This is a genomic window from Streptomyces sp. NBC_01571, from assembly GCF_026339875.1.
GTDB lineage: Bacteria > Actinomycetota > Actinomycetes > Streptomycetales > Streptomycetaceae > Streptomyces.
The window spans coordinates 6,530,855-6,555,893 of the sequence record NZ_JAPEPZ010000001.1 but is presented as its reverse complement, the minus strand read 5'-3'; the positions used below and the strand labels follow the sequence as shown (position 1 = coordinate 6,555,893).

General features: G+C 71.3%; 20 protein-coding genes. 7 read left to right on the top strand and 13 right to left on the bottom strand.

Annotated features, from left to right (window positions below):
* Positions 1-640 precede the first annotated feature (640 nt).
* The gene (gene typA, locus OHB41_RS29665; protein ID WP_266701167.1) at positions 641-2,548 is read right to left on the bottom strand and encodes a translational GTPase TypA; all 1,908 of its coding nucleotides are present in this window, start codon (positions 2,546-2,548) and stop codon (positions 641-643) included.
* Between the two features lie 229 nt (positions 2,549-2,777).
* The gene (locus OHB41_RS29660) at positions 2,778-5,057 is read right to left on the bottom strand and encodes an ABC transporter family substrate-binding protein (RefSeq protein ID WP_266701166.1); all 2,280 of its coding nucleotides are present in this window, start codon (positions 5,055-5,057) and stop codon (positions 2,778-2,780) included.
* Between the two features lie 955 nt (positions 5,058-6,012).
* Here OHB41_RS29660 and OHB41_RS29655 point away from each other — a divergent pair.
* From OHB41_RS29655 to OHB41_RS29640, 4 genes are read left to right on the top strand one after another with little or no spacing between them, the layout of a single operon-like run.
* The gene (locus OHB41_RS29655) at positions 6,013-6,300 is read left to right on the top strand and encodes an Rv0250c family protein (RefSeq protein WP_266701165.1); all 288 of its coding nucleotides are present in this window, start codon (positions 6,013-6,015) and stop codon (positions 6,298-6,300) included.
* A gap of 20 nt (positions 6,301-6,320) precedes the next feature.
* On the top strand, positions 6,321-7,142 hold the full coding sequence (gene sdhC, locus OHB41_RS29650) for a succinate dehydrogenase subunit SdhC (protein WP_266701164.1): 822 nt from the start codon (positions 6,321-6,323) through the stop codon (positions 7,140-7,142).
* Complete coding sequence (locus OHB41_RS29645) at positions 7,142-9,085, top strand: fumarate reductase/succinate dehydrogenase flavoprotein subunit (protein ID WP_266701163.1); 1,944 nt, start codon at positions 7,142-7,144, stop codon at positions 9,083-9,085. The genes sdhC and OHB41_RS29645 overlap by 1 nt, the downstream gene beginning before the upstream one ends.
* Entirely contained in the window at positions 9,082-9,852 is a 771-nt protein-coding gene (locus tag OHB41_RS29640; RefSeq protein ID WP_266701162.1) for a succinate dehydrogenase/fumarate reductase iron-sulfur subunit, read from the top strand. The genes OHB41_RS29645 and OHB41_RS29640 overlap by 4 nt, the downstream gene beginning before the upstream one ends.
* On the opposite strand, the gene OHB41_RS29635 is transcribed toward OHB41_RS29640, so the two are convergent.
* Together OHB41_RS29635 and OHB41_RS29630 are read right to left on the bottom strand one after the other, a co-directional pair.
* On the bottom strand, positions 9,833-10,138 hold the full coding sequence (locus OHB41_RS29635; protein ID WP_266701161.1) for a hypothetical protein: 306 nt from the start codon (positions 10,136-10,138) through the stop codon (positions 9,833-9,835). The genes OHB41_RS29640 and OHB41_RS29635 overlap by 20 nt on opposite strands.
* Before the next feature lie 127 nt (positions 10,139-10,265).
* Positions 10,266-11,567: a glycoside hydrolase family 18 protein gene (locus OHB41_RS29630; RefSeq protein WP_526024976.1), complete on the bottom strand. Its 1,302-nt coding sequence runs from the start codon at positions 11,565-11,567 to the stop codon at positions 10,266-10,268.
* A gap of 105 nt (positions 11,568-11,672) precedes the next feature.
* Here OHB41_RS29630 and OHB41_RS29625 point away from each other — a divergent pair, with 105 nt between their 5' ends.
* Positions 11,673-13,490, top strand: a complete 1,818-nt coding sequence (locus OHB41_RS29625; RefSeq protein WP_266701159.1) for a hypothetical protein — start codon at positions 11,673-11,675, stop codon at positions 13,488-13,490.
* On the opposite strand, the gene OHB41_RS29620 is transcribed toward OHB41_RS29625, so the two are convergent.
* From OHB41_RS29620 to OHB41_RS29595, 6 genes are all read right to left on the bottom strand, one after another.
* The gene (locus OHB41_RS29620; RefSeq protein ID WP_266701158.1) at positions 13,453-16,218 is read right to left on the bottom strand and encodes a SpoIIE family protein phosphatase; all 2,766 of its coding nucleotides are present in this window, start codon (positions 16,216-16,218) and stop codon (positions 13,453-13,455) included. The genes OHB41_RS29625 and OHB41_RS29620 overlap by 38 nt on opposite strands.
* A gap of 422 nt (positions 16,219-16,640) precedes the next feature.
* Positions 16,641-17,072 (bottom strand): ATP-binding protein, encoded by a 432-nt coding sequence (locus OHB41_RS29615; protein WP_266701157.1) that lies wholly within the window; start codon positions 17,070-17,072, stop codon positions 16,641-16,643.
* A gap of 187 nt (positions 17,073-17,259) precedes the next feature.
* Positions 17,260-17,703, bottom strand: coding sequence for a (deoxy)nucleoside triphosphate pyrophosphohydrolase (locus OHB41_RS29610; protein WP_266701156.1), 444 nt, complete (start codon positions 17,701-17,703; stop codon positions 17,260-17,262).
* A gap of 65 nt (positions 17,704-17,768) precedes the next feature.
* Positions 17,769-17,951: an SPOR domain-containing protein gene (locus tag OHB41_RS29605; RefSeq protein WP_028804678.1), complete on the bottom strand. Its 183-nt coding sequence runs from the start codon at positions 17,949-17,951 to the stop codon at positions 17,769-17,771.
* Positions 17,952-18,358: 407 nt separating this feature from the next.
* Entirely contained in the window at positions 18,359-19,111 is a 753-nt protein-coding gene (locus OHB41_RS29600) for a GntR family transcriptional regulator (protein WP_266701155.1), read from the bottom strand.
* Positions 19,112-19,258: 147 nt separating this feature from the next.
* A complete protein-coding gene (locus tag OHB41_RS29595; protein ID WP_266701154.1) occupies positions 19,259-20,446 on the bottom strand; it encodes a DUF4190 domain-containing protein in 1,188 nt (395 codons plus the stop codon).
* A gap of 195 nt (positions 20,447-20,641) precedes the next feature.
* Here OHB41_RS29595 and OHB41_RS29590 point away from each other — a divergent pair, with 195 nt between their 5' ends.
* The gene (locus tag OHB41_RS29590; RefSeq protein ID WP_266701153.1) at positions 20,642-21,871 is read left to right on the top strand and encodes a serpin family protein; all 1,230 of its coding nucleotides are present in this window, start codon (positions 20,642-20,644) and stop codon (positions 21,869-21,871) included.
* Positions 21,872-21,880: 9 nt separating this feature from the next.
* Positions 21,881-22,990 carry a pyridoxal-phosphate dependent enzyme gene (locus OHB41_RS29585; protein WP_266701152.1) on the top strand — a complete coding sequence of 370 codons (1,110 nt, stop codon included), beginning with the start codon at positions 21,881-21,883 and terminating at the stop codon, positions 22,988-22,990.
* A 144-nt stretch (positions 22,991-23,134) separates the two neighbouring features.
* Here OHB41_RS29585 and OHB41_RS29580 read toward each other — a convergent pair whose 3' ends face one another.
* The 3 genes from OHB41_RS29580 to ychF form a co-directional block, all read right to left on the bottom strand.
* The gene (locus OHB41_RS29580) at positions 23,135-23,389 is read right to left on the bottom strand and encodes a Txe/YoeB family addiction module toxin (protein WP_266701151.1); all 255 of its coding nucleotides are present in this window, start codon (positions 23,387-23,389) and stop codon (positions 23,135-23,137) included.
* On the bottom strand, positions 23,386-23,667 hold the full coding sequence (locus tag OHB41_RS29575) for a type II toxin-antitoxin system Phd/YefM family antitoxin (RefSeq protein WP_266701150.1): 282 nt from the start codon (positions 23,665-23,667) through the stop codon (positions 23,386-23,388). The genes OHB41_RS29580 and OHB41_RS29575 overlap by 4 nt, the downstream gene beginning before the upstream one ends.
* 195 nt (positions 23,668-23,862) lie before the next feature.
* Complete coding sequence (gene ychF, locus OHB41_RS29570) at positions 23,863-24,951, bottom strand: redox-regulated ATPase YchF (protein ID WP_266701149.1); 1,089 nt, start codon at positions 24,949-24,951, stop codon at positions 23,863-23,865.
* Positions 24,952-25,039: the final 88 nt, after the last annotated feature.

Here is a 25,039-nt window from a genome sequence, read left to right as displayed (position 1 = left end):
CTAACTATCTGCCATGGGTCAGTGCCCGAACCACACTCACAAGGTCTCGGTTCGATCACACCTGACGCTCACATCTTCCAAAATCCGGACAAAGGGTTTCACGAAAGATCCCTGCGAAACGGACTTGTTACACATCTATCGGTTGTGGCTGTCCGTATTCCGGACGCAAGGGGCAAGAAATTCAGTTGCGACTATCGTTGTCGCCATGCAGGGGCGCCCTTGGCGTGCCCTCGCACCGGGAAACCTGCGGGGCAGCGGCCCGTTGCGCGACGCAACGAGTGCCCGCGCCAAGGCCGTTCGACGATCAAGCGCGCACACGCGCCACGCCGCGACACGACTCGCGGACGACGTCGCGCCATCCGGCCGAAGCAATGACCTGTCCGGTCAGCAGAGTAGTGGGAATCGGCCAACCGATGGGGTCTCCCCCTGTGCTTCGAGGGTTTTCCCTACCGTTTCCGAGCACATCGCGGTAAGGGGCGGCGGTCGGGCTCCCACGCGCCCCGTTCGCCCCCTCCCGGCCACCTCCTGGACCAGGGCCAGCAAAAAAGCCAGGGTGCCCCCGTGACGGGGGCACCCTGGCTCGGTGGGCCGGCGGACGCGGTCCTGGCGGACCGCGGGCCGGCCGTCACCGCACGGCGAATCAGCCGTTCTTGGCGCGGCTCGCGGCGCGGGCGCGCTCGCGGCCGTCCAGGTTGACCTTGCGGATACGAACGGCCTCCGGGGTCACCTCGACGCACTCGTCGTCGCGGCAGAACTCCAGGGACTGCTCCAGGGAGAGCTTGCGGGGCGGGACGATCGCCTCGAACGAGTCGGCCGAGGACGACCGCATGTTCGTGAGCTTCTTCTCCTTGGTGATGTTCACGTCCATGTCGTCGGCGCGCGAGTTCTCGCCGACGATCATGCCCTCGTACACCTCGGTGCCGGGGTCGGTGAACAGCACGCCACGCTCCTGCAGGTTCGTCATCGCGAACGCGGTGACGGCGCCGGCGCGGTCGGCGACCAGCGAGCCGTTGTTACGGGTGGCCAGCACGCCGAACCAGGGCTCGTGGCCCTCGTGGATGGAGTGGGCGATACCCGTGCCCCGCGTGCCGGTCAGGAACTCCGTACGGAAGCCGATGAGGCCGCGGGAGGGGACGACGAACTCCATGCGGACCCAGCCCGAGCCGTGGTTCGACATGTTGTCCATCCGGCCCTTGCGGACGCCCATGAGCTGCGTGACCGCGCCCATGTGCTCCTCGGGCACGTCGACCGTCATGCGCTCGACGGGCTCGTGGACCTTGCCGTCGATCTCCTGGGTGACCACCTGCGGCTTGCCGATGGTCAGCTCGAAGCCCTCACGGCGCATCTGCTCGACCAGGATGGCGAGCGCGAGCTCACCACGGCCCTGGACCTCCCACGCGTCCGGGCGCTCGGTGTCGAGCACCCGCAGCGAGACGTTACCGACCAGCTCGCGGTCCAGGCGGTCCTTGACCTGGCGGGCGGTGACCTTGCGGTCCTTGACCGCGGCCTTGTTCTCGGCGCCCTTGCCGGTGCCACCACGGCCGACCAGCGGCGAGGTGTTGGTACCGATGGTCATCGAGATCGCCGGCTCGTCGACCGTGATGAGCGGCAGCGCGATCGGGTTCTCGGTGTCGGCGAGGGTCTCGCCGATCATGATGTCCGGAATACCGGCGACGGCGCAGATGTCACCGGGGCCCGCCTTCTCTGCGGGCTTGCGGGTGAGCGCCTCGGTCATCAGCAGCTCGGTGATGCGGACGTTGGACATCGTGCCGTCGCGCTTGATCCACGTGACGGTCTGGCCCTTGCGCAGCTCGCCCTGCTCGACGCGGAGGAGCGCGATACGGCCGAGGAAGTTGTCGGCGTCCAGGTTGGTGACGTGCGCCTGGAGCGGGGCGTCCTCGTCGTACTCGGGAGCCGGGACGTGCGACAGGATCGTGGAGAAGAACGGCTCCAGGCTGTCGCTGTCCTGCGGGACCGTGCCGTCCTCGGGCTTGGTCAGGGAGGCGACGCCGTCCCGCGCACACGCGTAGACGATCGGGAACTCGATCTGGTCCTCGTCGGCGTCGAGGTCGAGGAAGAGGTCGTACGCCTCGTTCACGACCTCGTCGATGCGCGAGTCGGGCCGGTCCGTCTTGTTGATGCACAGGATGACGGGCAGGCGGGCCTGCAGCGCCTTGCGCAGCACGAAGCGAGTCTGCGGCAGCGGACCCTCGGAGGCGTCGACGAGGAGGACGACCGCGTCCACCATCGACAGACCGCGCTCGACCTCGCCGCCGAAGTCGGCGTGGCCGGGGGTGTCGATGATGTTGATCGTGATGACCTCGCCCCCGTCCTTGGGGTGGTACTTCACGGCCGTGTTCTTGGCCAGGATCGTGATGCCCTTCTCACGCTCCAGGTCGTTCGAGTCCATCATGCGGTCGTCAAGCGACTCGGCGGCGTGCGCGGCGAAGGCACCGGCCTGCTTGAGCATGGCATCGACCAGGGTGGTCTTGCCATGGTCGACGTGGGCGACGATGGCGACGTTGCGGATGTCGTGGCGCGTGGCCATATTGAGGCGCTTCTCCCGGAGTGAGTGGACGGCCTCCGCAGCGCGGGGCCTGCCGGGCTGAACACGCCACGGCCTTACCCCATGGTACGTGGCCCTGACGGAGGCCGCCCCCGCCGGGGGTTTGAGCCCGGCGGGGGCGGCTTGCGGGCGCGGTCGGCGGGGCCCTGCGCAAACCCGCGGATACGCGGGTGCGCGGGCAGCCGCTCGACGTCGGCGCCCCGTACCCCCCTCAGGGGGAGCTGGGAGTCGCCGACGGCTTCGCGCCCTTCTTCAGGAAGCCCATGTCCTCGTAGAGAGGGGTCTGGAATCCGAAGGAGCCGGCGTTGGCGAGGTTCGGGCGGACGGCGGTGAGCTGGGGACGCTGGTAGAGAGGAATCGATCCTGCTGCGGCCCAGATCCGGGCGTCGGCCTTGCGGACCAGGGCCCGCTCCTCGTCCTCGTCCAGCGTGCCGATGGCCTGGTCGAACAGCTGGTCCACCTGGTCGGTGCCGACCCGGGTGTAGTTCTGCTCGACGGAGAGGGAGCCGTCGGCGGCCGGGACCGGCTTCGCGAAGATCGGGCGGGCGTCGGTGGCCGGGAAGGCGGAGGCGGGCCAGGAGTACAGCGCCAGGTCGTACTGACCGGAGGCGATGTGGTCCTTGAAGTAGCTGTCGCCCGCGACCTTGGTCGTCTCCGTACGGATGCCGATGCGCTCCAGCATCCGCGAGATGTGGTCGGCGACGGTGCTCAGCGTCTCCGAGCCGGGGCCGGAGGGCAGCACGAAGCGGAGCGTCAGCGGCTTGCCGTCCTTGGCGAGCACACCGGACGCCGCGCCCGCCGGGGCGGCCGTGCCCTTGGGCGCGTAGGCGCCGGGAGCCCCGCCCTGCCGGGTGTCCTGGTGGGCGTACCGCTTGCCGTCGAACCGCGTGGCCGATTTTTCGCCCGAGCGCTGCGTCCCGTGCTCCTCGCGCTGCTCGGGCTGCTCGGGCTGCTCGGGCTGATCAGCCGGGTCCGCCTTCGCCCGGTCGGTCCCGGCCGGCTTGTTGTCCTCGCCGACGTTGTAGTTCCCGTCGTCGGAGTCCGGCTCGGCACCGGGGGCCGCCTTCTTGCCCTCGGACCCGGCCGCCTTGCCCTTCTCCTTCTCCTTGTCCTTCTTCTCCTCCTTCACCGGCCCCCCGGGCACCCAGCCGGCGTCCACGAGCAGCGCCTGCGCCTCCTTGGTGTCCTGGCCGCCGAGCGCGCCGCTGTTGTCGGCGTACGCCTGCTGGCCGGCGAGCGCGAGGTGGCTGCCCACCGGTACGGCGGGCAGGCCCAGCGGCTTGAGCACGGCCTGCGCGAGTTCGTCGCGGTTGAGGGCCCGGGCTACGGCGCGGCGGACGCGTTCGTCGGCGAGGGGGCCCTCGGAGCCGTTCAGGGCGAGCTGGGTGTACGCGGGTTCGAGGGACTTGCGGACGACGAAGCCACTCAGGCTGTTCTGCTCAGAGGTGTACTGCGCGGCGGCCTGGCGCGCCTTCTCGCGGGCTCCGGCCTCGTCGCGGGCGGCGTCCGTGTCGGAGCCGTGTGCGACGGCCCAGGAGTGCAGTGCCCGTGCGGGGCTGAGCGTGCTGCCCGGGGTGGTCGGGCCCTGCAGCGGGGCGCTGCCCTTGGCGGCGGCGGCGAGCGTGATCCGCCCGGCCTCCTCGGGATCGACGTCGGCCATGTCGATCTTGTTCGCGGCGAGGGCGGTGGCGCGCTGGTCGCGCGGGACGGCGACCAGCGCGATCTCCGAGAGCTTGGCGGGGCGGCCCCACCAGCGGGGATTACGGGTGAGGTGGATCTCGCCGGCCTTGCTGTCGATGCTCTGCAGGGCGAAGGGGCCGGCAGTGACGTTCAGCTTGCGGCGGGCTCCGTCGTTGAAGGTGGCCGCGGCGCCCATGACGCCCTTCGGGTACAGCGGCGAGAACAGCGACTTCCAGTCGGCGTACGGGCGGCTGAAGGTGACGCGCACCTCCAGGTTGTTCTTGCCGCGCTCGATCTTCTCGATGCGGTCGTACCCCGCGTTGCGGGCGGTCCAGTACGCGCTGTCCTTGCCGGACAGGGCGCGCCACTGGGCCGCGAAGTCGTCGGCGCCGATCTCGCGGCCGTCGCTCCAGACCGCCTGCTGGTTGAGCTTGTAGAGGACGACCTGCTTCGGCTCCTCGTCGACGACCTTGGCCGATTCGAGGTAGTCGGGGTTGAGCTGTGGGCGGCCGTTGCGGTCGAGCCGGTACAGGGAGGGAAGCACGGCGCCGGCGACCCGTGAGGTCGTGGCGTCGGCGTCGGCCTGGAAGGTGTTGAGGGTTGCCGGGACGGCGTCGACGGCCCATCGCAGGGTTCCGCCGTCCGTGACCAGGTTGCGGCCCGCGGGCGCGATGTCCTGCGCGGCGACGGGGCTGGTCCTCTCCTCGTCGTCCGCGCTGCACGCGGTCAGGACGGGCACCGCGAGTGCGCCCGCGGTCAGGAACGCGACCGAGCGCATCACCGCGCGCAGTCCGACGCCGTCGTGGGACATCACTGCAACCTCCGGTGGGGGAACAGGCCGGATCTGATCATTTTTGGTCGGATATGCGGTTGATCAGATGTATGCGCCCACTGAACGGGAGGGGGAGTGCGTGGGGGCGCCGACACGGCGGGGGCGTGCGGAAGACCACCCGTGCGGCGCAATGAGCGGGTGCCTTCCGGCGGGTTCGCGGCCCCCTGCGCCTCCCGTGCGTGCCCCCTCCTCACGGAGCTGTGCCCCCGCCCCCCTCGCCCGAAGGGCTCGTCCTCAAGCGCCGGACGGGCTGGATCGTGCGGGCTGGCCCGGGGACACAGGGGTCCGGAACCGGGAAGGGCGAGGCCCGAGGGACCCGAGGAGCGGGGCCGGGGAACCGGGCGGGGCCCCCTCGCCCGAAGGGCTCGTCCTCAAGCGCCGGACGGGCTAAATGGTGCGGGCGGGCCCGGCGGCACGAGCGGGGCGGGGCCCACAGAACCGGGAAGGGCGAGGCCCGAGGGCACCGGGCGGGGCGAGGCCCCGGGGAACCGGAGGAACGGCCGGGGAACCGGCCGGAGCAGGGCGGGGCCCCTCGCCCCAAGGGCTCGTCCTCAAGCGCCGGACGGACTGGATCGTGCGGGCGAGGTCCGAGGATCCGGGGCGGCCGGGGTCCGAGAATTCGGTACGGGCGGGGGTCGGCGGTACCGGACGGGCGGGAGCCGGAGGTACCGGACTGGCCGGGCCGGAGGTGGTCCGGGGACGGGGGCACGGCATGGTCTGCGGATTCGGGGTGGAGCCGAACCGGTGGATCACGGCAGTGGACCGGCACCCCGGCAAGCCCGGCGCGTTCGGAGCGTGCGGGGGCGCGCTCGCAAAGGTTCGATCCGGGAATCCGTGCATACGCCTTCACAGGGGCTCATGTGACGCGCAACACTCGCAGGCGCATGAACGTTGCCGCCTTGGGCCACCGAGCCCGTGGAAGTGAGGGCAAGTCATGTCCGTGCACGATGAACTGACGTCCGTCCAGCGTTGTCTCGACGACCTGCTGAGGTCGATGGGACGCCTGGAGCAGCAGATCGGCGGCGGCCTCGACATGCGCCGCGTCCGCGCCGACGCCGACCACCTGCGGGAAAGCGTCGCGCTGCTGCGCGAATCCGCACCCGGGCTCGCGAAACCCCTGCGCCCCGACCTCGTCTCCATCCCCGACACCCCGTACGACAACTCCCTGTGGACGGACTCGGACGACGAAGGTCTCGGCGCCCGGGACCGGCACGCCCCCTGACCCGACCGGAGAGTCATAAGTTGGCCACTGGTACGGAACCCCATCCGAACAGCGGCGGCGTACGGACCGGTACGCGCGCCGCGATCGCCGCCCCGCATCTGCGCACCGACCGCTGGTGGCTGGCACCCGCCGCGACCGCGGCCGGGCTGCTGGCCTTCATCGTGTACTCGACCTGGCGGGCCTTCGCGGACACGGACTACTACGCGGCGCCGTACGTCTCGCCGTTCTACTCGCCGTGCCTGGCGGAACGCTGCCGGACCATGGACGCGGGGCCGAACGCGGACCTGTTCGGCAGTTGGTGGGGCATCTCCCCCGCGATCATCATCCTGGTCTTCCCGCTGGGCTTCCGGCTGACCTGCTACTACTACCGCAAGGCCTACTACCGGGGCTTCTGGGCTTCTCCCCCGGCCTGCGCGGTGGCGGAGCCGCACAAGAAGTACACCGGCGAGACCCGCTTCCCGCTGATCCTCCAGAACATCCACCGGTACTTCTTCTACGCCGCGATCCTCGTCGCCGGCACCCTCACGTACGACACCGTGCTCTCCTTCCGCGACGAGCACCACCACTGGGGTCACATGGGCCTGGGCACCCTGGTCTTCCTGCTCAACATCACGCTGATCTGGGCGTACACCCTCTCCTGCCACTCCTGCCGGCACATCGTCGGCGGAAAGCTCAAACATTTCTCCAGGCATCCCGTGCGGTACCGGATGTGGCAGTGGGTCGGAAAGCTGAACGCCCGTCACATGCTGCTCGCCTGGGCGTCGTTGGTGAGTGTGGCGCTCGCCGACTTCTATGTGTTCCTGGTCGCGTCCGGCGCCTTCGACGATCCGAGGTTCTTCTGATGTCCGTGGTCGATCGACAGGAGTGGGACGTCGTCGTGGTCGGCGCCGGCGGCGCGGGGCTGCGGGCCGCCATCGAGGCACGCGAGCGCGGCGCCCGTACGGCCGTGATCTGCAAGTCGCTGTTCGGCAAGGCGCACACGGTGATGGCCGAGGGCGGCATCGCGGCCGCGATGGGCAACGTCAACTCCGGTGACAACTGGCAGGTCCACTTCCGCGACACCATGAGGGGCGGCAAGTTCCTCAACCAGTGGCGGATGGCCGAGCTGCACGCCACGGAGGCCCCCGACCGGGTCTGGGAGCTGGAGACCTGGGGTGCTCTCTTCGACCGCACGGCGGACGGGCGGATATCCCAGCGCAACTTCGGCGGACACGAGTACCCGCGGCTCGCCCATGTCGGCGACCGGACGGGACTCGAACTCATCCGCACCCTCCAGCAGAAGATCGTCTCACTCCAGCAGGAGGACATGAGGGAGACGGGCGACTACGAGAGCCGCCTGAAGGTCTATCAGGAGTACACCGTCACCCGGGTCCTCAAGGACGGCAACCGCGTCTCGGGGGTCTTCTGCTACGAGCGCGAGTCCGGACGCTTCTTCGTCCTGGAGGCGCCCTCCGTCGTCATCGCCACCGGCGGCATCGGCAAGTCCTTCAAGGTGACGTCCAACTCGTGGGAGTACACCGGCGACGGCCACGCGCTCGCGCTGCTGGCGGGCGCCCCGCTGCTCAACATGGAGTTCGTGCAGTTCCACCCGACGGGCATGGTCTGGCCCCCATCGGTGAAGGGCATCCTGGTCACCGAGTCCGTCCGCGGCGACGGCGGCGTGCTGCGCAACTCCGACGGCAAGCGGTTCATGTTCGACTACATCCCGGACGTCTTCAAGGAGAAGTACGCGCAGTCCGAGGAAGAGGGCGACCGCTGGTACGAGGACCCGGACCACAACCGGCGTCCTCCCGAGCTGCTGCCCCGTGACGAGGTCGCGCGCGCCATCAACTCCGAGGTGAAGGCCGGCCGCGGATCGCCGCACGGCGGCGTCTTCCTGGACGTGTCGACACGCATGCCCGCCGACGTCATCCGGCGCCGACTGCCGTCCATGTACCACCAGTTCAAGGAGCTGGCGGACGTCGACATCACGGCCGAGGCGATGGAGGTCGGGCCCACCTGCCACTACGTCATGGGCGGCATCGCGGTCGACTCGGAGTCGGCGGCGGCCCGTGGCGTCCCGGGTCTGTTCGCGGCCGGCGAGGTCGCGGGCGGTATGCACGGCTCCAACCGGCTCGGCGGCAACTCCCTCTCCGACCTCCTGGTGTTCGGACGGCGGGCGGGACTGCACGCCGCCGAGTACGCCGCCGGCCTGGCCGGGGACCGCCCGCCCGTCGACGACGTCCAGGTCGACACGGCTGCCGCGGAGGCGCTGCGGCCCTTCTCCGCGGAGGGCCCGGTACCCGGCGAGGAGAACGGCCGGCCGCCGGAGAACCCGTACACCCTGCACCAGGAACTCCAGCAGGCCATGAACGACCTGGTCGGCATCATCCGGCGCGAGGCCGAGGTGGAACAGGCCCTGGAGAAGCTCGCGGACCTGCGGGTACGGGCCCGCCGGGCGGGCGTCGAGGGGCACCGGCAGTTCAACCCCGGCTGGCATCTCTCCCTCGACCTGCGCAACATGCTGCTGGTCAGCGAATGCGTGGCCCGTGCCGCCCTGGAGCGCACGGAGTCCCGCGGCGGTCACACCCGCGAGGACCATCCGGTGATGGAACGGGTCTGGCGCCGCGTCAACCTGCTGTGCCGGCTGACGGATCCCACCGGCGGACTGGCGGCCACCGACCCGGTGCGCGGCCAGATCGACCTCACCCGCGAGAACACCGAGCCCATCCGCCCCGACCTGCTCGCCCTCTTCGAGAAGGAGGAGCTGGTCAAGTACCTCGCCGAAGAGGAGCTCTACGAGTGAGCAGCTACGAGGCCCGCTTCAAGGTGTGGCGCGGGGACGTGAAGGGCGGCGGCCTGGAGGACTTCGCGGTCGACGTCAACGACGGTGAGGTGGTGCTCGACATCATCCACCGCCTCCAGGCGACCCAGGTCCCCGACCTGGCCGTCCGCTGGAACTGCAAGGCGGGCAAGTGCGGTTCGTGCTCGGCGGAGATCAACGGACGCCCCCGGCTGATGTGCATGACCCGGATGTCGGTGTTCACCCGGGAGGAGACGATCACCGTCACGCCACTGCGCGCCTTCCCCGTCGTCCGGGATCTCGTCACGGACGTCGGCTTCAACTACGCGAAGGCGCGGGAGGTGCCCGCCTTCGTGCCACCCGCCGGGCTGGCCCCCGGCGAGTACCGGATGCAGCAGGAGGACGTGGACCGTTCGCAGGAGTTCCGCAAGTGCATCGAGTGCTTCCTGTGCCAGGACACCTGCCATGTCGTGCGGGACCACGAGGAGAACAAACCGGCGTTCGCGGGGCCGCGCTTCCTGATGCGGGTGGCGGAGCTCGACATGCACCCGCTGGACGCCGCGGCCGACACCGGCCTGGACCGCAAACGCACCGCCCAGGACGAACACGGCCTCGGCTACTGCAACATCACCAAATGCTGCACGGAGGTCTGCCCCGAGGGCATCAGAATCACGGACAACGCCCTGATCCCCCTGAAGGAACGGGCGGTCGACCGCAAGTACGACCCGCTGGTGTGGCTGGGCTCGAAGATCAGGAGGCGGGAGGCGTAGCGGGACGGCCCGGGCGGCGGGCCGCCATCTGGAGCGCCGAGCCCACCAGGAACACGGCCGTGCCGGACAGGGCGTAGGGCGCCATGCGGAGGTCGGGCCCGTGGAACGGACCGAGGAACAAGAACACACCGAGGCCGACGGCGCTCACCAGTGCTCCGTACCCCCACAGCCGCGGCCGGAGGACTCGGTCGCGGCCGAGCGGCGGCAGCCGGCCCGTCGTGATCGCCACGATTCCGGCTCCCGCCAGGGCGCCCAGGACGAGCACGCCCACCGTCACCCACGTCATGTCCATCGGTTCCGTCCCCCTGGCGTACGCATCCGGCACGCGTTCCGATCATGGCACGCGGGGGTCCCGGACCTCCAGGCACTTGACCGCCTGCTGACCGGACTCCCGGTTCGAGGTCCGCCGTCGGTCATCGGACCCAGCCCCGCTCGTACGCCGTCCAGTCCTTCTCGCGGGCGGCGAAGTCCACGTACGCGGCGACGCCGAAGTTCTCGCGGGTGCGGTCGGTGCGGGAGAGGCCGAGGCGGGCGCCCCGGACGGCCGCCGCGACGGTCTCGGCGGAGCCGTGATGGTCCATGTTGTCCTCGTAGTAGAAGGGCATGCCCATCAGCAGGTCGGTCTTCGCCGGGGTGACTTCCAGAGCGAGCGAGGTCTGCTGGGCGACGTAGCCGCCGTACAGGCTCTCCAGCGGCAGCGCCGTGTCGTAGGACATCACGGCGATCTGGTCGACCCGGCGGGCGACCTGGCCGAAGAACTCCTGGGACCACCACTTGGGGTGTCCCGTGACGGTGCCCCAGAGGGAGTGCAGCGACGGCAGCGGGTCGATCTGGTGGGCGGCGACGGAGAGCAGGGCGCCGTGGACGCGGGTGACGCGGCGCAGGTCGCCGAGGAGGGAGAGATAGCCGGCGTCGCCGGAGTGCAGCGGTTCCAGATCGAAGTGCGCGCCGGCGAATCCCGCGTCGAGGACCTGCCCGGCCGAGCGGACCACGGCGGCCCGGGTCGCGGCGCGTTCCAGGCGCAGTCCGACCGGGCCCTCGGTCGCGAGTTCGTCGCCCAGCCAGGCCTGGACGCGGACGCCCGGCAGCTCCCGGTGGATCGCCCCGATGAGCCAGCGCGCCTTCGGGTACGCGGACGCGGGCAGCGTCCCGTCGTGCTCCAGGGGGCCCGCGTGCACGTACAGGTCCCGGACGCCGGTCGTGCGCAGCCGCGCCGCCAGCGCCCTGACGTCCGCGTCCTTCTTCCGGCCGTCGACCCAGGCGTGGCCCATCCACAGGGCGTCGCGGTGCCTCGTGTACGTACCGGCGGCCGGGTCTCCGCCGTAGTTGACGCGCAGGGCGATGCCCGCGGCGAGCGGCGGGAGCAGCAGGACGAGGACGAGCGCCGACGCGATGCGCCGGGGCCATCGCAGAGCGGGCCGCCGCCAGACACCGGCCAGGCGCTGGAGCGGGGTCGCGGCGCGGCGAGTGGAGGTGGGCGCGGAAGCCGTCCGCGGGTCCGGCTTTTCGGTCGACGCGTCCGGCCCTCCGGCCGACGTGTCCGGCCCTCCGGTCGAGTCCGGCCCTCCGCTCGACGCGTCCAGCGCTCCGGCCGACGCGTCCGGCGCTCCCGTTCGTATGTCCGGCTCGGGTGGTGCCACTGCCGGTGCCGGTCCGCCCTCCGTGCCCGGTTCCTCGCCCCGCCCCGTCCCCGGTTCCGTCCGCCCCGCGCCCATCCCCTGCGCCCCCTCCGTATGCCCCTGTATCCCCCGTACCTTAGGTGCGCCCGGCTCGGCGCACCCCGGTCGCGCCCGCGGGCGAGCGGCCATACGCTCCCAAATGTGACGTCGCCCCTGAGCCGGACCCGGTCTCGCCGAGCCACGTCCTCCATAGCCGTGCGGGTGGCGCATGCCGTGCTCGGGGGGCTGATGGCGCTGGGGTGGCTGCTGCTGCCCGTCACCCGGCCGTTCGCCGGGGATCCCCCGGAGCGGACGGGGAAGGGCGCGGTCGTCGAGGAGGTGTCGGCGGCGCCCGGGCAGGGCGGTACGTCCGCCGACGATCTGGTGCTGCCCGTCGTCGCGGTGGTCGTCGCGGGCTCGCTGGCCGCGTACGCCTCCGTCCGACGAATACGGCGCGCGCGGACCCGTACGACCCCGGGCAAGGCCGTCCCGGGAACCGTGCCGCTCGCCGAACTCGACCGGCTCGCCCGGCAGTCGCTCGTCGTGGCCGACGACTGCGTGCGCACCAGTGCCGAGGAACTCGGCTCCGCGGCGGCCCTGTTCGGCCGGGAGGCGGTCGGAGCCTACGCGGAGGCGGTGGCGTTCGCGCGATCCGAGCTGATGGTGGCCTTCCGGCTGCGGCAGCGGCTGGACGACACCGCGCCGGACGACGAGGAGGTCCGGCGGCGGACCCTGGAGGAGATCCGCGCCCGCTGCGCGGAGGCGGGGCGGCGGCTGGACGCGGAGGCCGCCGGGTTCGACCTGCTGCGCGCCTTGGAACGCTCCACGCCCGCCGCGCTGGAGTCGGCGGAGGCCCGCTTCCGGGAACTCGCCCACCGCGCGCCCGCCGCGCAGGCGACGCTGGCGGGCCTGCACGAGCGGTATGCGCCGTCCGCCTCCCTGCCCGCCGCCGGACACGTCGAACAGGCCAAGGACAGGCTCGTGTTCGCCACGACCCACCTCAACCGGGCCCGGCAGTCGCTCGACCGGAACGAGTCCGCGCGGGCCACGGCGTATCTGCGGGCCGCCGAGGGCGCCATCGGGCAGGCGGACGTCCTGCTGACCGGCGTCGACCGGCTGGCCGCCGAACTCGACACCGCGGCCGACCGGTTGCCCGCCGCGCTGGCCGGCGCCGACGCCGACCTCGAACGGGCCCGCGCGGTTCCGGCCGGCGCGGTCGGCGGGGCGCTGTCCGGTCGCGTCGCGCACACCCGCTCGGTCGTCGCGGACGTGCGCCGGGAGATGGCGAGCGGCCCGCACGACCCCCTCGACGCCCTGCGCCGGTCGGTCCGGGCGGCCGCGGCCCTGGCCGGCATCCCTGCCCTCGGCCGGGACGAGGAACGCGACGGGGTCCTGCTCGACGACGCGTGTCCGGTGGCCGGCAGCGCCGTCACGGCGGCGGACGACTTCGTCGCGACGCACCGGGCGGTGGTGGGCCCCGAGGCCCGGACCCGGCTGGCGGAGGCGCAACGCCATCTCGCGCGCTCGCCCCTCACCTTCCCCGACGTCCAGCGGGCCGACGCGCTCGCCCGGGAGGCCCGGCAGCTCGCGGAGCAGGACGTACGGACGTACGGCAATCCGTACGCCGGACCGGAGGGCGACGGAGTCCGCGGCGCCGTGCTCGGCGGGATCCTGCGCGGGGACACGGTCCCGGACGGGAACTCGGTCCCGGACGGCGACACGGCCAGAGGTGACACGGCCAGAGGTGACACGGCCAGCGGCGTTGCTACCGGCGGTGGCCCTCTCGGTGGTGGTGCTTCCGGCGGCGTTGCTACCGGTGACGCTGCTACCCGCAGTGCCACTACTGGTGGTGCCGCTCCCAGCGGCGTCGCTTCCGGTGGCGTCGCGAGCTTCGGTGGCCCGCGCACGCGCTACCGCCGGGCGGTGTCCGCACCCGCACCGGTCAGAACAGGCTCAGCAACGCCTCCGCCGGATCCGTGAGCGTCGTCCCGGCGTCGGGGAGGGGCAGTTCGAACCAGACCGTCTTGCCCCGTGGCGTGCGCCGTGAGCCCCACGCGGCGGAGAGCAGGCCGACGAGTTGAAGGCCCCGGCCGCCCTCGTCCGTGTCCCGGGCGCGGCGGCGGCGCGGCTGCACGAGGCCCGCGTCCCAGACCTCGCACACGAGTGTCCGGTCGAGCAGCAGCCGCAGCCGGATCTCGCCCTCGCCGTAGCGCAGGGCGTTCGTCACCAGCTCGCTGACCAGCAACTCGGCGGTGTCGACGAGCGGCTCCAGGTCCCAGGCGGTGAGCTGGGTACGGGCGTACTCGCGGGCCCGGCCCACGCTGCGCGGCTCACGCGGCAGGGTCCAGTCGCCGACGGAATCGGCGGGCAGCCCCTGGACGCGCGCCATCAGCAGTGCGATGTCGTCCTCACCGTGGTGGGTGTCGAGGGTGTTGAGGACGTGGTCGCAGACGTCCTCCAGGGGGCGCGAGGGATCGGTCAGCGCTCCGACGAAGGCCTGCAGGCCCTCGTCGAGGGGATGGTCGCGCGATTCGACCAGTCCATCCGTGTAGAGCGCGAGAAGAGCACCTTCGGGTAGTTCGACCTCGACCTCCTCGAAGGGCTCGCCACCCACACCCAGCGGCATGCCCGGCGGCACGTCGAGCATCAGCGCGCTCTCGCCGGGCTCCACCAGGACGGGCGGCAGATGGCCCGCGTTGGCGAAGGTGATCCTGCGGGTCACGGAGTCGTAGACCGCGTACACGCAGGTCGCGAGATACACCTCGGAGAGGTCCGCGTCGCGGGGCTGGCGGGCCGCGCGGGTCGCCTGCTGGACGCCGCCGGGTGTGCCCAGGCCACGAGCGATCTCGTCCAACGCCGACAGTACCTCGGCAGGTTCGAGGTCGAGGAGCGCCAAGGTCCTTACGGCCGTGCGGAGTTCACCCATCGCCACGGCGGCGCGCAGCCCGCGGCCCATGACGTCGCCGACCACCAGCGCCGTGCGGTGACCGGGGAGTTCGATGACGTCGAACCAGTCGCCGCCGACCTCGGTGGCCGCGTTGCCGGGCAGATAGCGGCAGGCGATGTCGAGGCCGGAGGCCTCCGGGTCGCCCGGCGGCAGCAGGGAGCGCTGCAGGATCAGGGCGCGTTCGTGCTCGCGGCGGTACAGGCGGGCGTTGTCGATGCAGACCGCGGCGCGTGCCGCGAGCTCCACCGCGAGGGAGCGGTCGCGGTCGCCGAACGGCTCGCTGCCCTTCGTGCGGGAGAACTGCGCGAGTCCCACGACGGTGTCGTGCGCGACCATCGGCACGGCGAGCGTGGACTGGATGAGCCCACCCTCCTCGGCGGGGACGTGCTGGGGGCGGGCGGTGCGCAGGGCGTCCGCGCAGGGCGAGTTGAACGGGAAGTGGTGGACGGCGCCGACGGCGACCGGGGCGGGTCCGCCGACGAACGGCGCGTCGGAGACGGCGCTGGCGAAGGCGACCCGGCGCAGCTCCGCGCTGCCGTCGGCGAACCCGGGTGGCGTCTCCTCGCCGGCCAGCAGGCCCTGGTAGAGGTCGACGGTCGCGAGGTCGCAGAAGCCGGGCACCACGACGTCCAGCAGCTCGCGGGCGGTGGTCTCCAGGTCGAGGGAGTTGCCGATGCGGGCGCCGGCCTCGTTCAGAAGGGCGAGGTTGCGGCGCGCGGCGGCCGCTTCACGCGCCGCGGCACGACGGCTGGTGATGTCGGTTCCGAGCCAGGCGATGCCGATGGGGCGGCCGCTGCCGCTGTGGACGCGGTAGAGGTTGACCGACCAGTGACGGCGTTCCTCGGAGCCGGGCACGAACCCGGCGACGTGCATGTCCGTGATGGAGTCGCCGGTCTCCAGGACCCGCCGCAGTGTCGCGGCGACGCGCTCGGCCTCGGAGCGCGGCAGATAGTCGTGGACCGTGCGGCCTCGGTGGCCGTCGACGTCGCCGCCGAACACCGACGCGAAGCGCTGGTTGGCGCGACGGACCCGGAGATCCGTGTCGATCAGGAGGAAGCCGAACGGAGATTGACCGAAAATCGCCTGCGAAGCGGCGAGGTCCGTCTCGATCCGGCGCAGGGTCCGGACGTCAACGACGATGCATACGGCGGCCCGCTCACCGTCCTCCGTAGTGGTGGGCATCACATAGACCTCGGCGAGGCCCTCGGCGCCCTCGTCGCCGGCGTCGGAGGGCGGCATCCGGAAGGGGACCACGCCGGTCCACTCGCGGCCGTCCAGGATCTCCGCCATCTTGCGCTGCCCGAACTCGCGCCGGTCGGCGGCGACGAAGGCCTCGATGGGGTCCATGCCCACGGCGCGCTCCGCGGATATGCCGAACAGCTGCTCGGCGCGCAGACTCCACTGGTCGACGAGTCCGTCGGCGCCGATGGAGAACGACGCGACCTTGATGTAGTCGTACATGGAGCCGGGTGGACTGCTCTGCCACACCACGTCGCCGACCGCCTCGGCCAGGGGTTCGACGGGTGCCTCGACCGGCACCTCGACGGACGTCCCGGACGTCGCCAGGACCGGTGTCCCGGCCGAAGCGTCGCCCGCGGCTCCGCCCGTGGCGCCGCCTGACGCACCGTTCGTCGCGTCGTCCGACTCGCCGTCGCTCGGGCCGTCCGACGCCGCGGCCATGGCGGAATCGCCCGCGGCCTCAGCCCTCGCGCGGTCCGACGGGTCCTCGGACTCCGTGGCCTTCGCTGGTATCTCGCTCACGCGAACCGTCCCCTCCAGCTCACCGCGCCCGGCACCGGTCACCGGGGGCGGCTGCCCGCAGTATCCAGCACTACGGCGCCGCACAACACGGTGTTCACGATCACAGCACGGTCCCGATGGTTTTTGGACCGGCCGCGACATACTCCCAGTCTTCTAACCAGGTGGCGCCCCATCGAATCAAAGAGTCCGGACAACACTCGTGGCCCGAATCGATCGACCGCCCCGTCCCCCGTCCGACGGACCCTCAGATGGACGACCGACAGGCCCGTCGGACGGGTGGCGCACGGCCTCTCGGACGGATGTCCGAGAGGCCGTCGGAGGAGCTTTCCGACGATCCCTCAGCCGGACACGCTCAGCTCGGCACGTTCGGCAGGGCACGTGCAGCTCGGCATGTTCGGCGGGACACGTTCAGCGCGGCAGGTTCAGCCGGGGACCGTGAGCTCGAACCAGACGGTCTTACCGGTGTCCCCGGGGCGGGTGCCCCAGCGGCGGGAGGAACCGGCCACCAGTTGCAGACCCCGCCCGCTCTCGTCGTCGGCGCCCGCGGCCCGTTCGCGGGGCGGGTCGGGCAGCGGGTCGGACACCTCCACCAGAAGGGCGTCCGGCACGCCCGCGGGCCTGACGAGGCGAACGCCGATGGGGCCGGTGGCATACCGCAGGGAGTTGGTCACCAGTTCGCTGACCAGGAGCGCGGTCACGTCACCGAGGACGTCCAGCTCCCACGTGCGCAGCTGGCCGCGGACGACCGCGCGGGCCGTGCGGACGGCACCCGGTTCCGCGGGAAAGGTCCACTCGGCGCAGTCGCCTACGGTGTCGATCACGCCGATCACTTCCCAGGACAGGAACCCACGCATGTCCGGTTTCGTGGGGTTAATGGGCACATACCCGATATCCACGGCTGCTTACCGCTCGGGCAGGAGCACTGTGGCACAAACGGCGTACGGAATCCCAACCGATCAAGACGTCTCACACACCGCGCCTCCCCACGCCCCCTCACCCAGCCCGTACAGCGGCCGACGCCGGGGTAGCGGGGGCGGCGGGCTACGACCGGCGGTCGGCGTGGGGACCGTCGGCGGAGGCGGAGGCTCCGGCCCAGTGGGGCAGCGTGGCCTTCACGGCGGGGACGTCCTGGTCCAGCCAGTCCACGTCCCAGATCTCGTCCGGGGTCAGCCAGCGCAGTTCGTCGTGGTCCTCCAGAGGCTCGGGGTCGTCCGAGCCGGGCAGCAGGCGCGCGGTCCACACCCGCAGCACGTACGGCATCCGAAGGGGCCACTCCCCCGGGACCCGCTCCACGGCCTCGGCCACGACACCGAGTTCCTCGCGCAGCTCGCGCACGAGCGCGGCCTCGGGCGCCTCGCCCGGTTCGACCTTGCCGCCGGGCAGTTCCCAGCGTCCGGCCAGCTCGGGGGGCGCACTACGGCGCGCGGCGAGAAGGCGTCCGTCGCGCAGCAGGGCACCCCCCACGACCACGATCGTTTCGTCCATGCGCCGGAGCCTACGACAGGTCACACCGGCCCCGGGCGGTGCGGATCAGCGCCGGGGACGGGCCGTCACCTGCTCCCGTTCTGCCCGATCCGCTCGACCCAGTAGAGCTGCTTGTGTCCGCGGTCGTCGAGGCTGTCCGCGATCTTCTGGGCCTCGGCCCTGGTCGCGTACCTGCCGACGCGATAGCGGTTGCCGTTGTCGTCCTGTCGTATGACGAGCCAGGGAAGAGTGATCGTGCCGTCGTTCATCGAGCCCCTCCACTTCCCGCCCCCGGCCCGCGCCGCAATCCGCACCCCAACGAAACCGCACTCCGCATATGCCCGAGCCTACGCCTAACCTTCACGCAGCGAATACGGCTTTTCACAAAGAGGTACGCAACCGGCCAGTACGGAGGGGGCGCGTGCCTGCGGGTGCGCCGTCGACCGCCCTCCGTGCGCCCGTCAGGCAGCGCGAACGCCGCCCCCGGCACGGCATTTGAGAACGGCCAGATTCCAACCGGCGCCGCGCCGAAGCCATTTGGCGACGGGCACGGCCGCGGTTGCGGAGGCGGCGGCGGCGAGGCGGACGGAGACGGAGGCCGTTCGGCTGCTGCGGCTGATGGCTGGTGCGGCTGACGCGTCTCCGGCTCCGGCTGCGGCTCCGGTTCCGGCTCCGGCTACTTCACAGGCAGGTGGTACGCGACGCGATAACGGTCCGCCGGCACGACGATGTCGGCCGTCTCGACCGGCCGCCCCGAGGCGAAGTACGTGCGCTGGATGACGACGACCACGTGCCCGGGCACTCCGCCCAGCGCGAGGAGTTCCTCGGCCAGACCGGGGCGGGCACCCACTTCCTCCGTGACGTTGTCCACGATCACGTCGATGGCCGCCATCCGCTCCACGACGCCCATGCCACCGAGCGGGCCCTCCTCGGGAAGCATCACCGGCGTACGGCCCGTGACGGCGAGGGGCTCCCAGGACGTGGAGAGCATCATCACCTCACCCGCGTCCCGGAACACGTACTTCGTGCACATCACGCGGTCGCCGGGCCGGATCGAGAGCCGCTCCGCGATCGCCCCGCTCGCCTCGGCCTGCTCGCTGCGCGACTCCCAGGTGCCGCGCGCGGTCAGGTCGGCCTGTTCCTGACGGAACGGGGTGGCGCCGCTGTCCGGCCGGTACCCGGACCGGGAGACCCGGCGCGGCACCGGCCGCTCCCGCACATACGTCCCCGACCCCGAGCGCCCCTCGACCAGGCCCTCCGCCATCAGCACCTTGCGCGCCTCGAGCGCGACGGTGTCCGAGACCCCGTACTCCTCGCGGATCCTGGCCTGCGACGGGAGACGGGTGTGTGGTGGAAGTGAACCGTCGACGATCTTCTTGCGGAGATCACCCGCGACGCGCAGGTACGCCGGCTGCTCACCGAAAGTCACTGGCCGCTCCCATCAGATTGTACAGACAGCAACAGCCTGGCAACCGTGGGTTGTGCCATGCAAGCGAAGGCCAGAGAATCACTCGATGTGATTACCTGTCACTGCCGAGGGCTTTACCCAGGCACTTTCTCCCCGCTGCAGCCCGTGTCACACCTCGGCACCGCTGCCGCCCGGCTCGTCGCCCCGTCCGTCCCCGTTCGTACCGTCCGACGGCGGAGTGGTGGCCAGACCTAGAACCTTGCGTGCCGTGACCGTCCTGCTCGGGTCGATGAGCTTCAGGCCCTTCTCGTAGTGGGCGTAGAAGGTGTCCGCGTCGGGGGCGGCCGCCGCCTTCGTCCACTCCTTGCGCGACGCCTCGATGTCCTCGACGAGGGCCGCGACGGGCTTGCCCGCGGCGGGGAACCAGCCGTGGCCGCGCAGCAGGCGCGCCTGCTCGTCGAGCGCGCCGGAGACCCTGACCGCCCATGCCTTGTGACCCGGCAGGTCGTCCTCGACGTACGCCTTGTCCGGTGCCGTGTCCATCGCCTGGTCGAGTATGTCCGCGGCCCGCAGATACGCCGTCTGATCGGCGTTCAGCGTCAGGGCGTCCCTGCGCAGCGAGCCGGTCAGGCCGCTCTTGCCGTCCGTGTTGCCGAACAGACAGGTGACCGCGCGGTCGCCACCGCTCCAGCTCTCCCGGGTCGGCGTGAAGTAGTACACGTCGACGTTGTCCGGGACGGCCCAGCTGTCCATCGCGTACGAGGCCTGGAGCGCGTAGCACCTGGTGTCGGCCGCGTCGACGACCTCACTGTCGCCCGGGTAGCTCCCGCCGCTCATCCGGAAGTCCGCGAACACCTCGGCGTCGTGCCGCCCGGCGCAGGGCACCTTGTCGACGTCGTACGCCACCCCTTCCAGGGAGCCGCCCGGCGCGTCGAAGCAGTCGCCCTTTTGGAGTGAGAAGGCGCTGCCCGCCGAGTCGCCCACGCCTTCCTTGAAGCCGTCCCAGAAGTCGCGCGGTCCGCCGGTGGCGAGGGCGAGCACGAACACCGCCATGCCGAGCGTGGACATCACCATGCCGGTCACCGCCATCGCCGTGCCCCGCTCGCCCCGCTTCCTGATCTGCACGAGGGCGACGATCCCGAGCACCAGACCGACGGCCGGCAGGAAGCACAGGACGCCCAGCACGAGGGCGGAGATCGCGAGCCCGTTGAAGGGCGCGGGACGGTTGTACGGGGAGTAGCCCTGGCCCCAGGTCGGATACGGGCTCTGAGGGTAGGGAGGCGGGTACGGCCCCTGGCCCGGCGGTGGATACGGGCCCTCGGGCTGATGGGGCCCGGGCGGCGGGGGTATGGCCACGGGTGACGTTGCTCCTTGTCCGGACGAGGTCGTGCAGAGCCGACGCGGGGGAAGTCGGGCAGAGCCGACGCGGGAAGTGGCGCGAAAAACCGATGACCGTGAAAAACCGAGCCACCGCAGTACTGATGTCCGAGGAACATATGACCGGCGTACAGCGGCTGGGCGCATCGTAAGCGGCGCGGGGGCGGGGGCGGAATGCGGATCACGAACACGACGATCCGGGCGGTCAACGGGCTGACGGCCCGCTGGGCGGGGGCGGTGTCCGACGGAACGGTGTTCTCGGCGGCCGGGGTCTGGCCGCTGCTGGCCTTCCTCGCGGACGGGGCGGGCGGCGCGGCGCGCGCGGAGCTGGCGGAGGCGGTGGGACTGCCGGCCGGTGAAGCGGCGGCCGCGGGGCGCGAGTTGCTGGCCGGGCTGCGGGAGATGCGGGGCCTCGACTCGGCGCTCGGGCTGTGGACCGAGCGGACCCTGGAGTTGCGTGAGGAGTGGGAGGCGGGCCTGCCCGCGGAGGCGCACGGGGTGCTCACCGGCCGGCCCGAGGCCGACGCGGCGGCCCTGGACGCCTGGGTGCGGAAGCGTACGGACGGGCGGATCTCCCGGCTGCCGGTCGGCCTCGGTCAGTCCACCGAGTTGGTGGTCGCGAGCGCGCTCGCTCTGCGCACCGAGTGGTTCCGGCCGTTCGCCGACGGATTCCTGGAACCCTGTGCCGGCCCGTGGCGGGACCGGACGCTGCACGGGCTCCACCGTGACACCGCCCTACTGGACCGGGTCGGTGTCGCCGACACACCGAACGGCGCGGTCACCGAGCTGAAGGTCCTCGGCACCACCGGCATCGACGTCCATCTCCTGCTCGGCGAGGAGCGGATGAGCCCGGGTCAGGTCCTGGGCGCGGGCGTGGACGTCCTGGCACGCCGGCTCGCGACCGTTCCCGGGCACGACCTGCCGTACGGCGAGGCGGGCCCCGGTCTGCGGGTGGCACGTGAGCGGTCCACGGTGCCGCGCCCGCCGTCCCTGGACGTCAGGACCGTGGCCTTCGGCCTCTCCGCGCACCACGATCTCCTGGACCTGCACGAGCTGTTCGGCCTCGGCTCGGCGAGGGACGACCTGCGCCCGCACTTCCCGGGGATCAGCGACCGGCCGCTGTGCGTCGGGGCGGCCCGGCAGTCCGCCACCGCGGTCTTCGGCGCCCTCGGCTTCCGCGCCGCGGCGGCGACGGCCGTCACCGGAGTGGCGGCGGGAGTCCCCGACCTGCGCCACGTCACCACCACCATCGAGGCCGTGTTCGACCGCCCCTTCGGCTTCCTCGCCCTGCACCGCACCTCACGCCTGGTCCTCGCGGCCGGGTGGGTCACCGAACCGGAGCCGTTCGAGGAGGACGGGGACGGTGCGAGAGCCCTGCCGCGACCGGCCGTCGTGCGCACATAACCTGCGGTCATGACAGCTTTGCCGGATTGTTTCTGCCCGGCGGACGGTACGCGCGTCCCCGGCGGCTCGCTCGACTGGTGCTGCCCGGTCTGTCGCGGCCCGCTCGACCTGGACTTCGCACCGACCCCCGCGCCGCTCAAGTCCCTGACCGGGCGGGTGAACTCGCTGTGGCGGTACGCGGAGTGCCTGCCGCTGTCGGCGCCCACGGTCAGTCTGGGCGAGGGCCGCACTCCCCTGGTGACACTGCACGAGGGCGCCGTCTCGGCCAAGCTGGACTTCCTGATGCCGACGCTGTCGTTCAAGGACCGCGGCGCCGTCCTGCTCGCCGAACTGGCGCTGCGGCTGGAGCCCCAGCGGGTGCTCGCGGACAGCAGCGGCAACGCGGGAACGGCGATCGCGGCCTACTGCGCGCGGGCCGCGCTGCCCTGCACGGTGTACGTCCCCGAAGGAACGTCGCCGAAGAAGCTGGAGCAGATCGACGCGCACGGGGCACAGGTGCGCGTCGTGGACGGGGACCGGGAGACGGCAGCCCTGGCGGCGCGCGAGGCGGCGGACGAGCCCGGGACCTTCTACGCCTCGCACGTCTTCAACCCGTACTTCCTGCACGGCACGAAGACGTACGTGCACGAGCTCTGGGAGGACCTCGGCGGGCGTCTCCCCGAGGTCCTCGTCGTCCCGGTCGGCAACGGGACGCTGCTCCTCGGCGCCGCCCTCGCCGTCGCCGAGCTGCACGGCGCGGGCCTCATCGACCGGCGGCCCGCGCTGTACGCGGTCCAGGCCGCCGCCGTGGCACCGCTGGCGCACGCCTGGGAGGAGGGCGCGGACGACCTCATGGAGGCCACCCCGACGGCCCCCACCTTCGCCGAGGGCATCGCCGTACCGCGCCCGCCGCGGGCCCGCCAGATCCTGCGTGCGGTCCGTGACTCCGGCGGCGCCTTCCTGACCGTGACGGAGGACCAGATCCGGCACGCCCAACGGGACCTGGCGTCGCAGGGCCTCTACGTCGAGTCGACGGGCGTGGCGTGCTGGGCGGCCGTACGGGACGGCGTCCTCGGAACACGGACGGCGGTGGTACCGCTGTGCGGGGCGGGGGCGAAGACGGGACTGGCCGGGGAGTAGGGCCGCCTGCGGGGATGCGGCCGACTAATGCCGCGACAGTCGACGCTCGCCACGTCGCAACACCCGGCACCTGCGGAAACGGAGGTTCGAGGAGGCCATCCCATCACGGGAGGGGCATCCCAGCACACACCGAACACTCACCGATCAGTAGCGGTACCGGGCTGCGAGGATGACGATCTCCTTGTCCGTTACCAAGTAGACGAGGCGGTGCTCGTCGTCGATCCGTCGCGACCAAGCCCCCGGCAAGTGGTACTTCAGCGGCTCAGGCTTGCCGATTCCCGAGAAGGGATCACGCCTGACGTCTTCGATGAGCTTGTTGATCCGAGCAAGCGTCTTGCGGTCGTTCTTGAGCCAGGACGTGTAGTCCTCCCAGCCCTGGTCCTCGAAGGCAAGCCTCACGCGGCGCCCGCACCGGCGTCCGCCGGGTCCGGATCGATCAGCTCACGCTCCGACACGTTGATGCGGGACAGGGCATTCTCGTACGCCTTGAGCAGCCGCCGGGCGTTCGCCGGCGAGCGCAGCAAGTACGAGCCCTCGCGCAGTGCCGCGTAGTCCTCGGCCGAGACAAGCACGGCGTTGCCATGCTTCGAGACGATCTCGACAGCCTCGTGGTTCTCGTTGACCTTCTTGATCAGCGGAAAGAGTTCCTTGCGGGCTTCACTCGCGGTTATGGACATGACCTGACCTCTCCATCAAGTGGTACCTAATAACGTACCACTCTCGATGCCTCCAGGAGGAGGAAGCGACTGATGGACGATCAGCCACGCCGGCACCGATCCGGCACGGGAAGAGCTAGGGGTCCACTCCCAGGAGAGTGGACCCCTTCCGACCTGCACTTCTGCCGGATCAGCGATGTGGCGGCATGTCACCCACTACACGTTGAAGCGGAACTCCACCACGTCGCCGTCCTGCATCACATAGTCCTTGCCCTCCATGCGGGCCTTGCCCTTGGCGCGGGCCTCGGCGACCGAACCGGTCTCGACGAGGTCGCCGAAGGAGATCACCTCGGCCTTGATGAAGCCCTTCTGGAAGTCGGTGTGGATGACTCCGGCGGCCTCGGGGGCGGTGGCGCCCTTCTTGATGGTCCAGGCGCGGGATTCCTTGGGGCCGGCCGTCAGGTAGGTCTGCAGGCCGAGGGTGTCGAAGCCGACGCGGGCCAGGGTCGCGAGGCCGGGCTCCTCGGCGCCGACCGACTCCAGGAGCTCCATCGCGTCCTCCTCGTCGAGCTCGGCGAGGTCCTGCTCCAGCTTGGCGTTGAGGAAGATCGCCTCGGCGGGGGCGACCAGAGCGCGCTGCTCGGTCTTGAAGTCCTCGTCGACGAGCTCGTCCTCGTCGACGTTGAAGACGTAGAGGAACGGCTTGGTGGTGAGCAGGTGCAGGTCGTGCAGCAGCTCCTCGTTGCCGGAGCCCTGGACGATGCCCTGCGAGAAGAGGGTGTCGCCCTTCTCCAGGATCTCCTTCGCCGCCTCGACCGCCGCGACCTTGGGAACGATGTCCTTCTTGATGCGCGAGTCCTTCTGGAGGCGCGGCAGGACCTTCTCGATCGTCTGGAGGTCCGCGAGGATCAGCTCGGTGTTGATCGTCTCGATGTCGTCCTTGGGCGAGACCTTGCCGTCGACGTGCACGACGTTCTCGTCCTTGAAGGCACGGATGACCTGGCAGATGGCGTCCGACTCGCGGATGTTCGCGAGGAACTTGTTGCCCAGGCCCTCACCCTCGGAGGCGCCCTTCACGATGCCCGCGATGTCGACGAAGTCCACCGTGGCCGGGAGGACGCGCTGCGAGGCGAAGATCTCGGCCAGTTTGGTCAGCCGGGCGTCGGGGACGCCGACCACGCCGACGTTCGGCTCGATCGTGGCGAACGGGTAGTTGGCCGCGAGCACGTCGTTCTTGGTCAGGGCGTTGAACAGGGTCGACTTGCCGACATTGGGCAGACCGACGATTCCGATCGTGAGCGACACGTTGCGACTTCCCGTACGTGAGGATGGGCGAAGGGCCCTGGGACTGCTCGGGCCGATCCACCAGTCTACGGCGTGCGCGCTCCCGTAC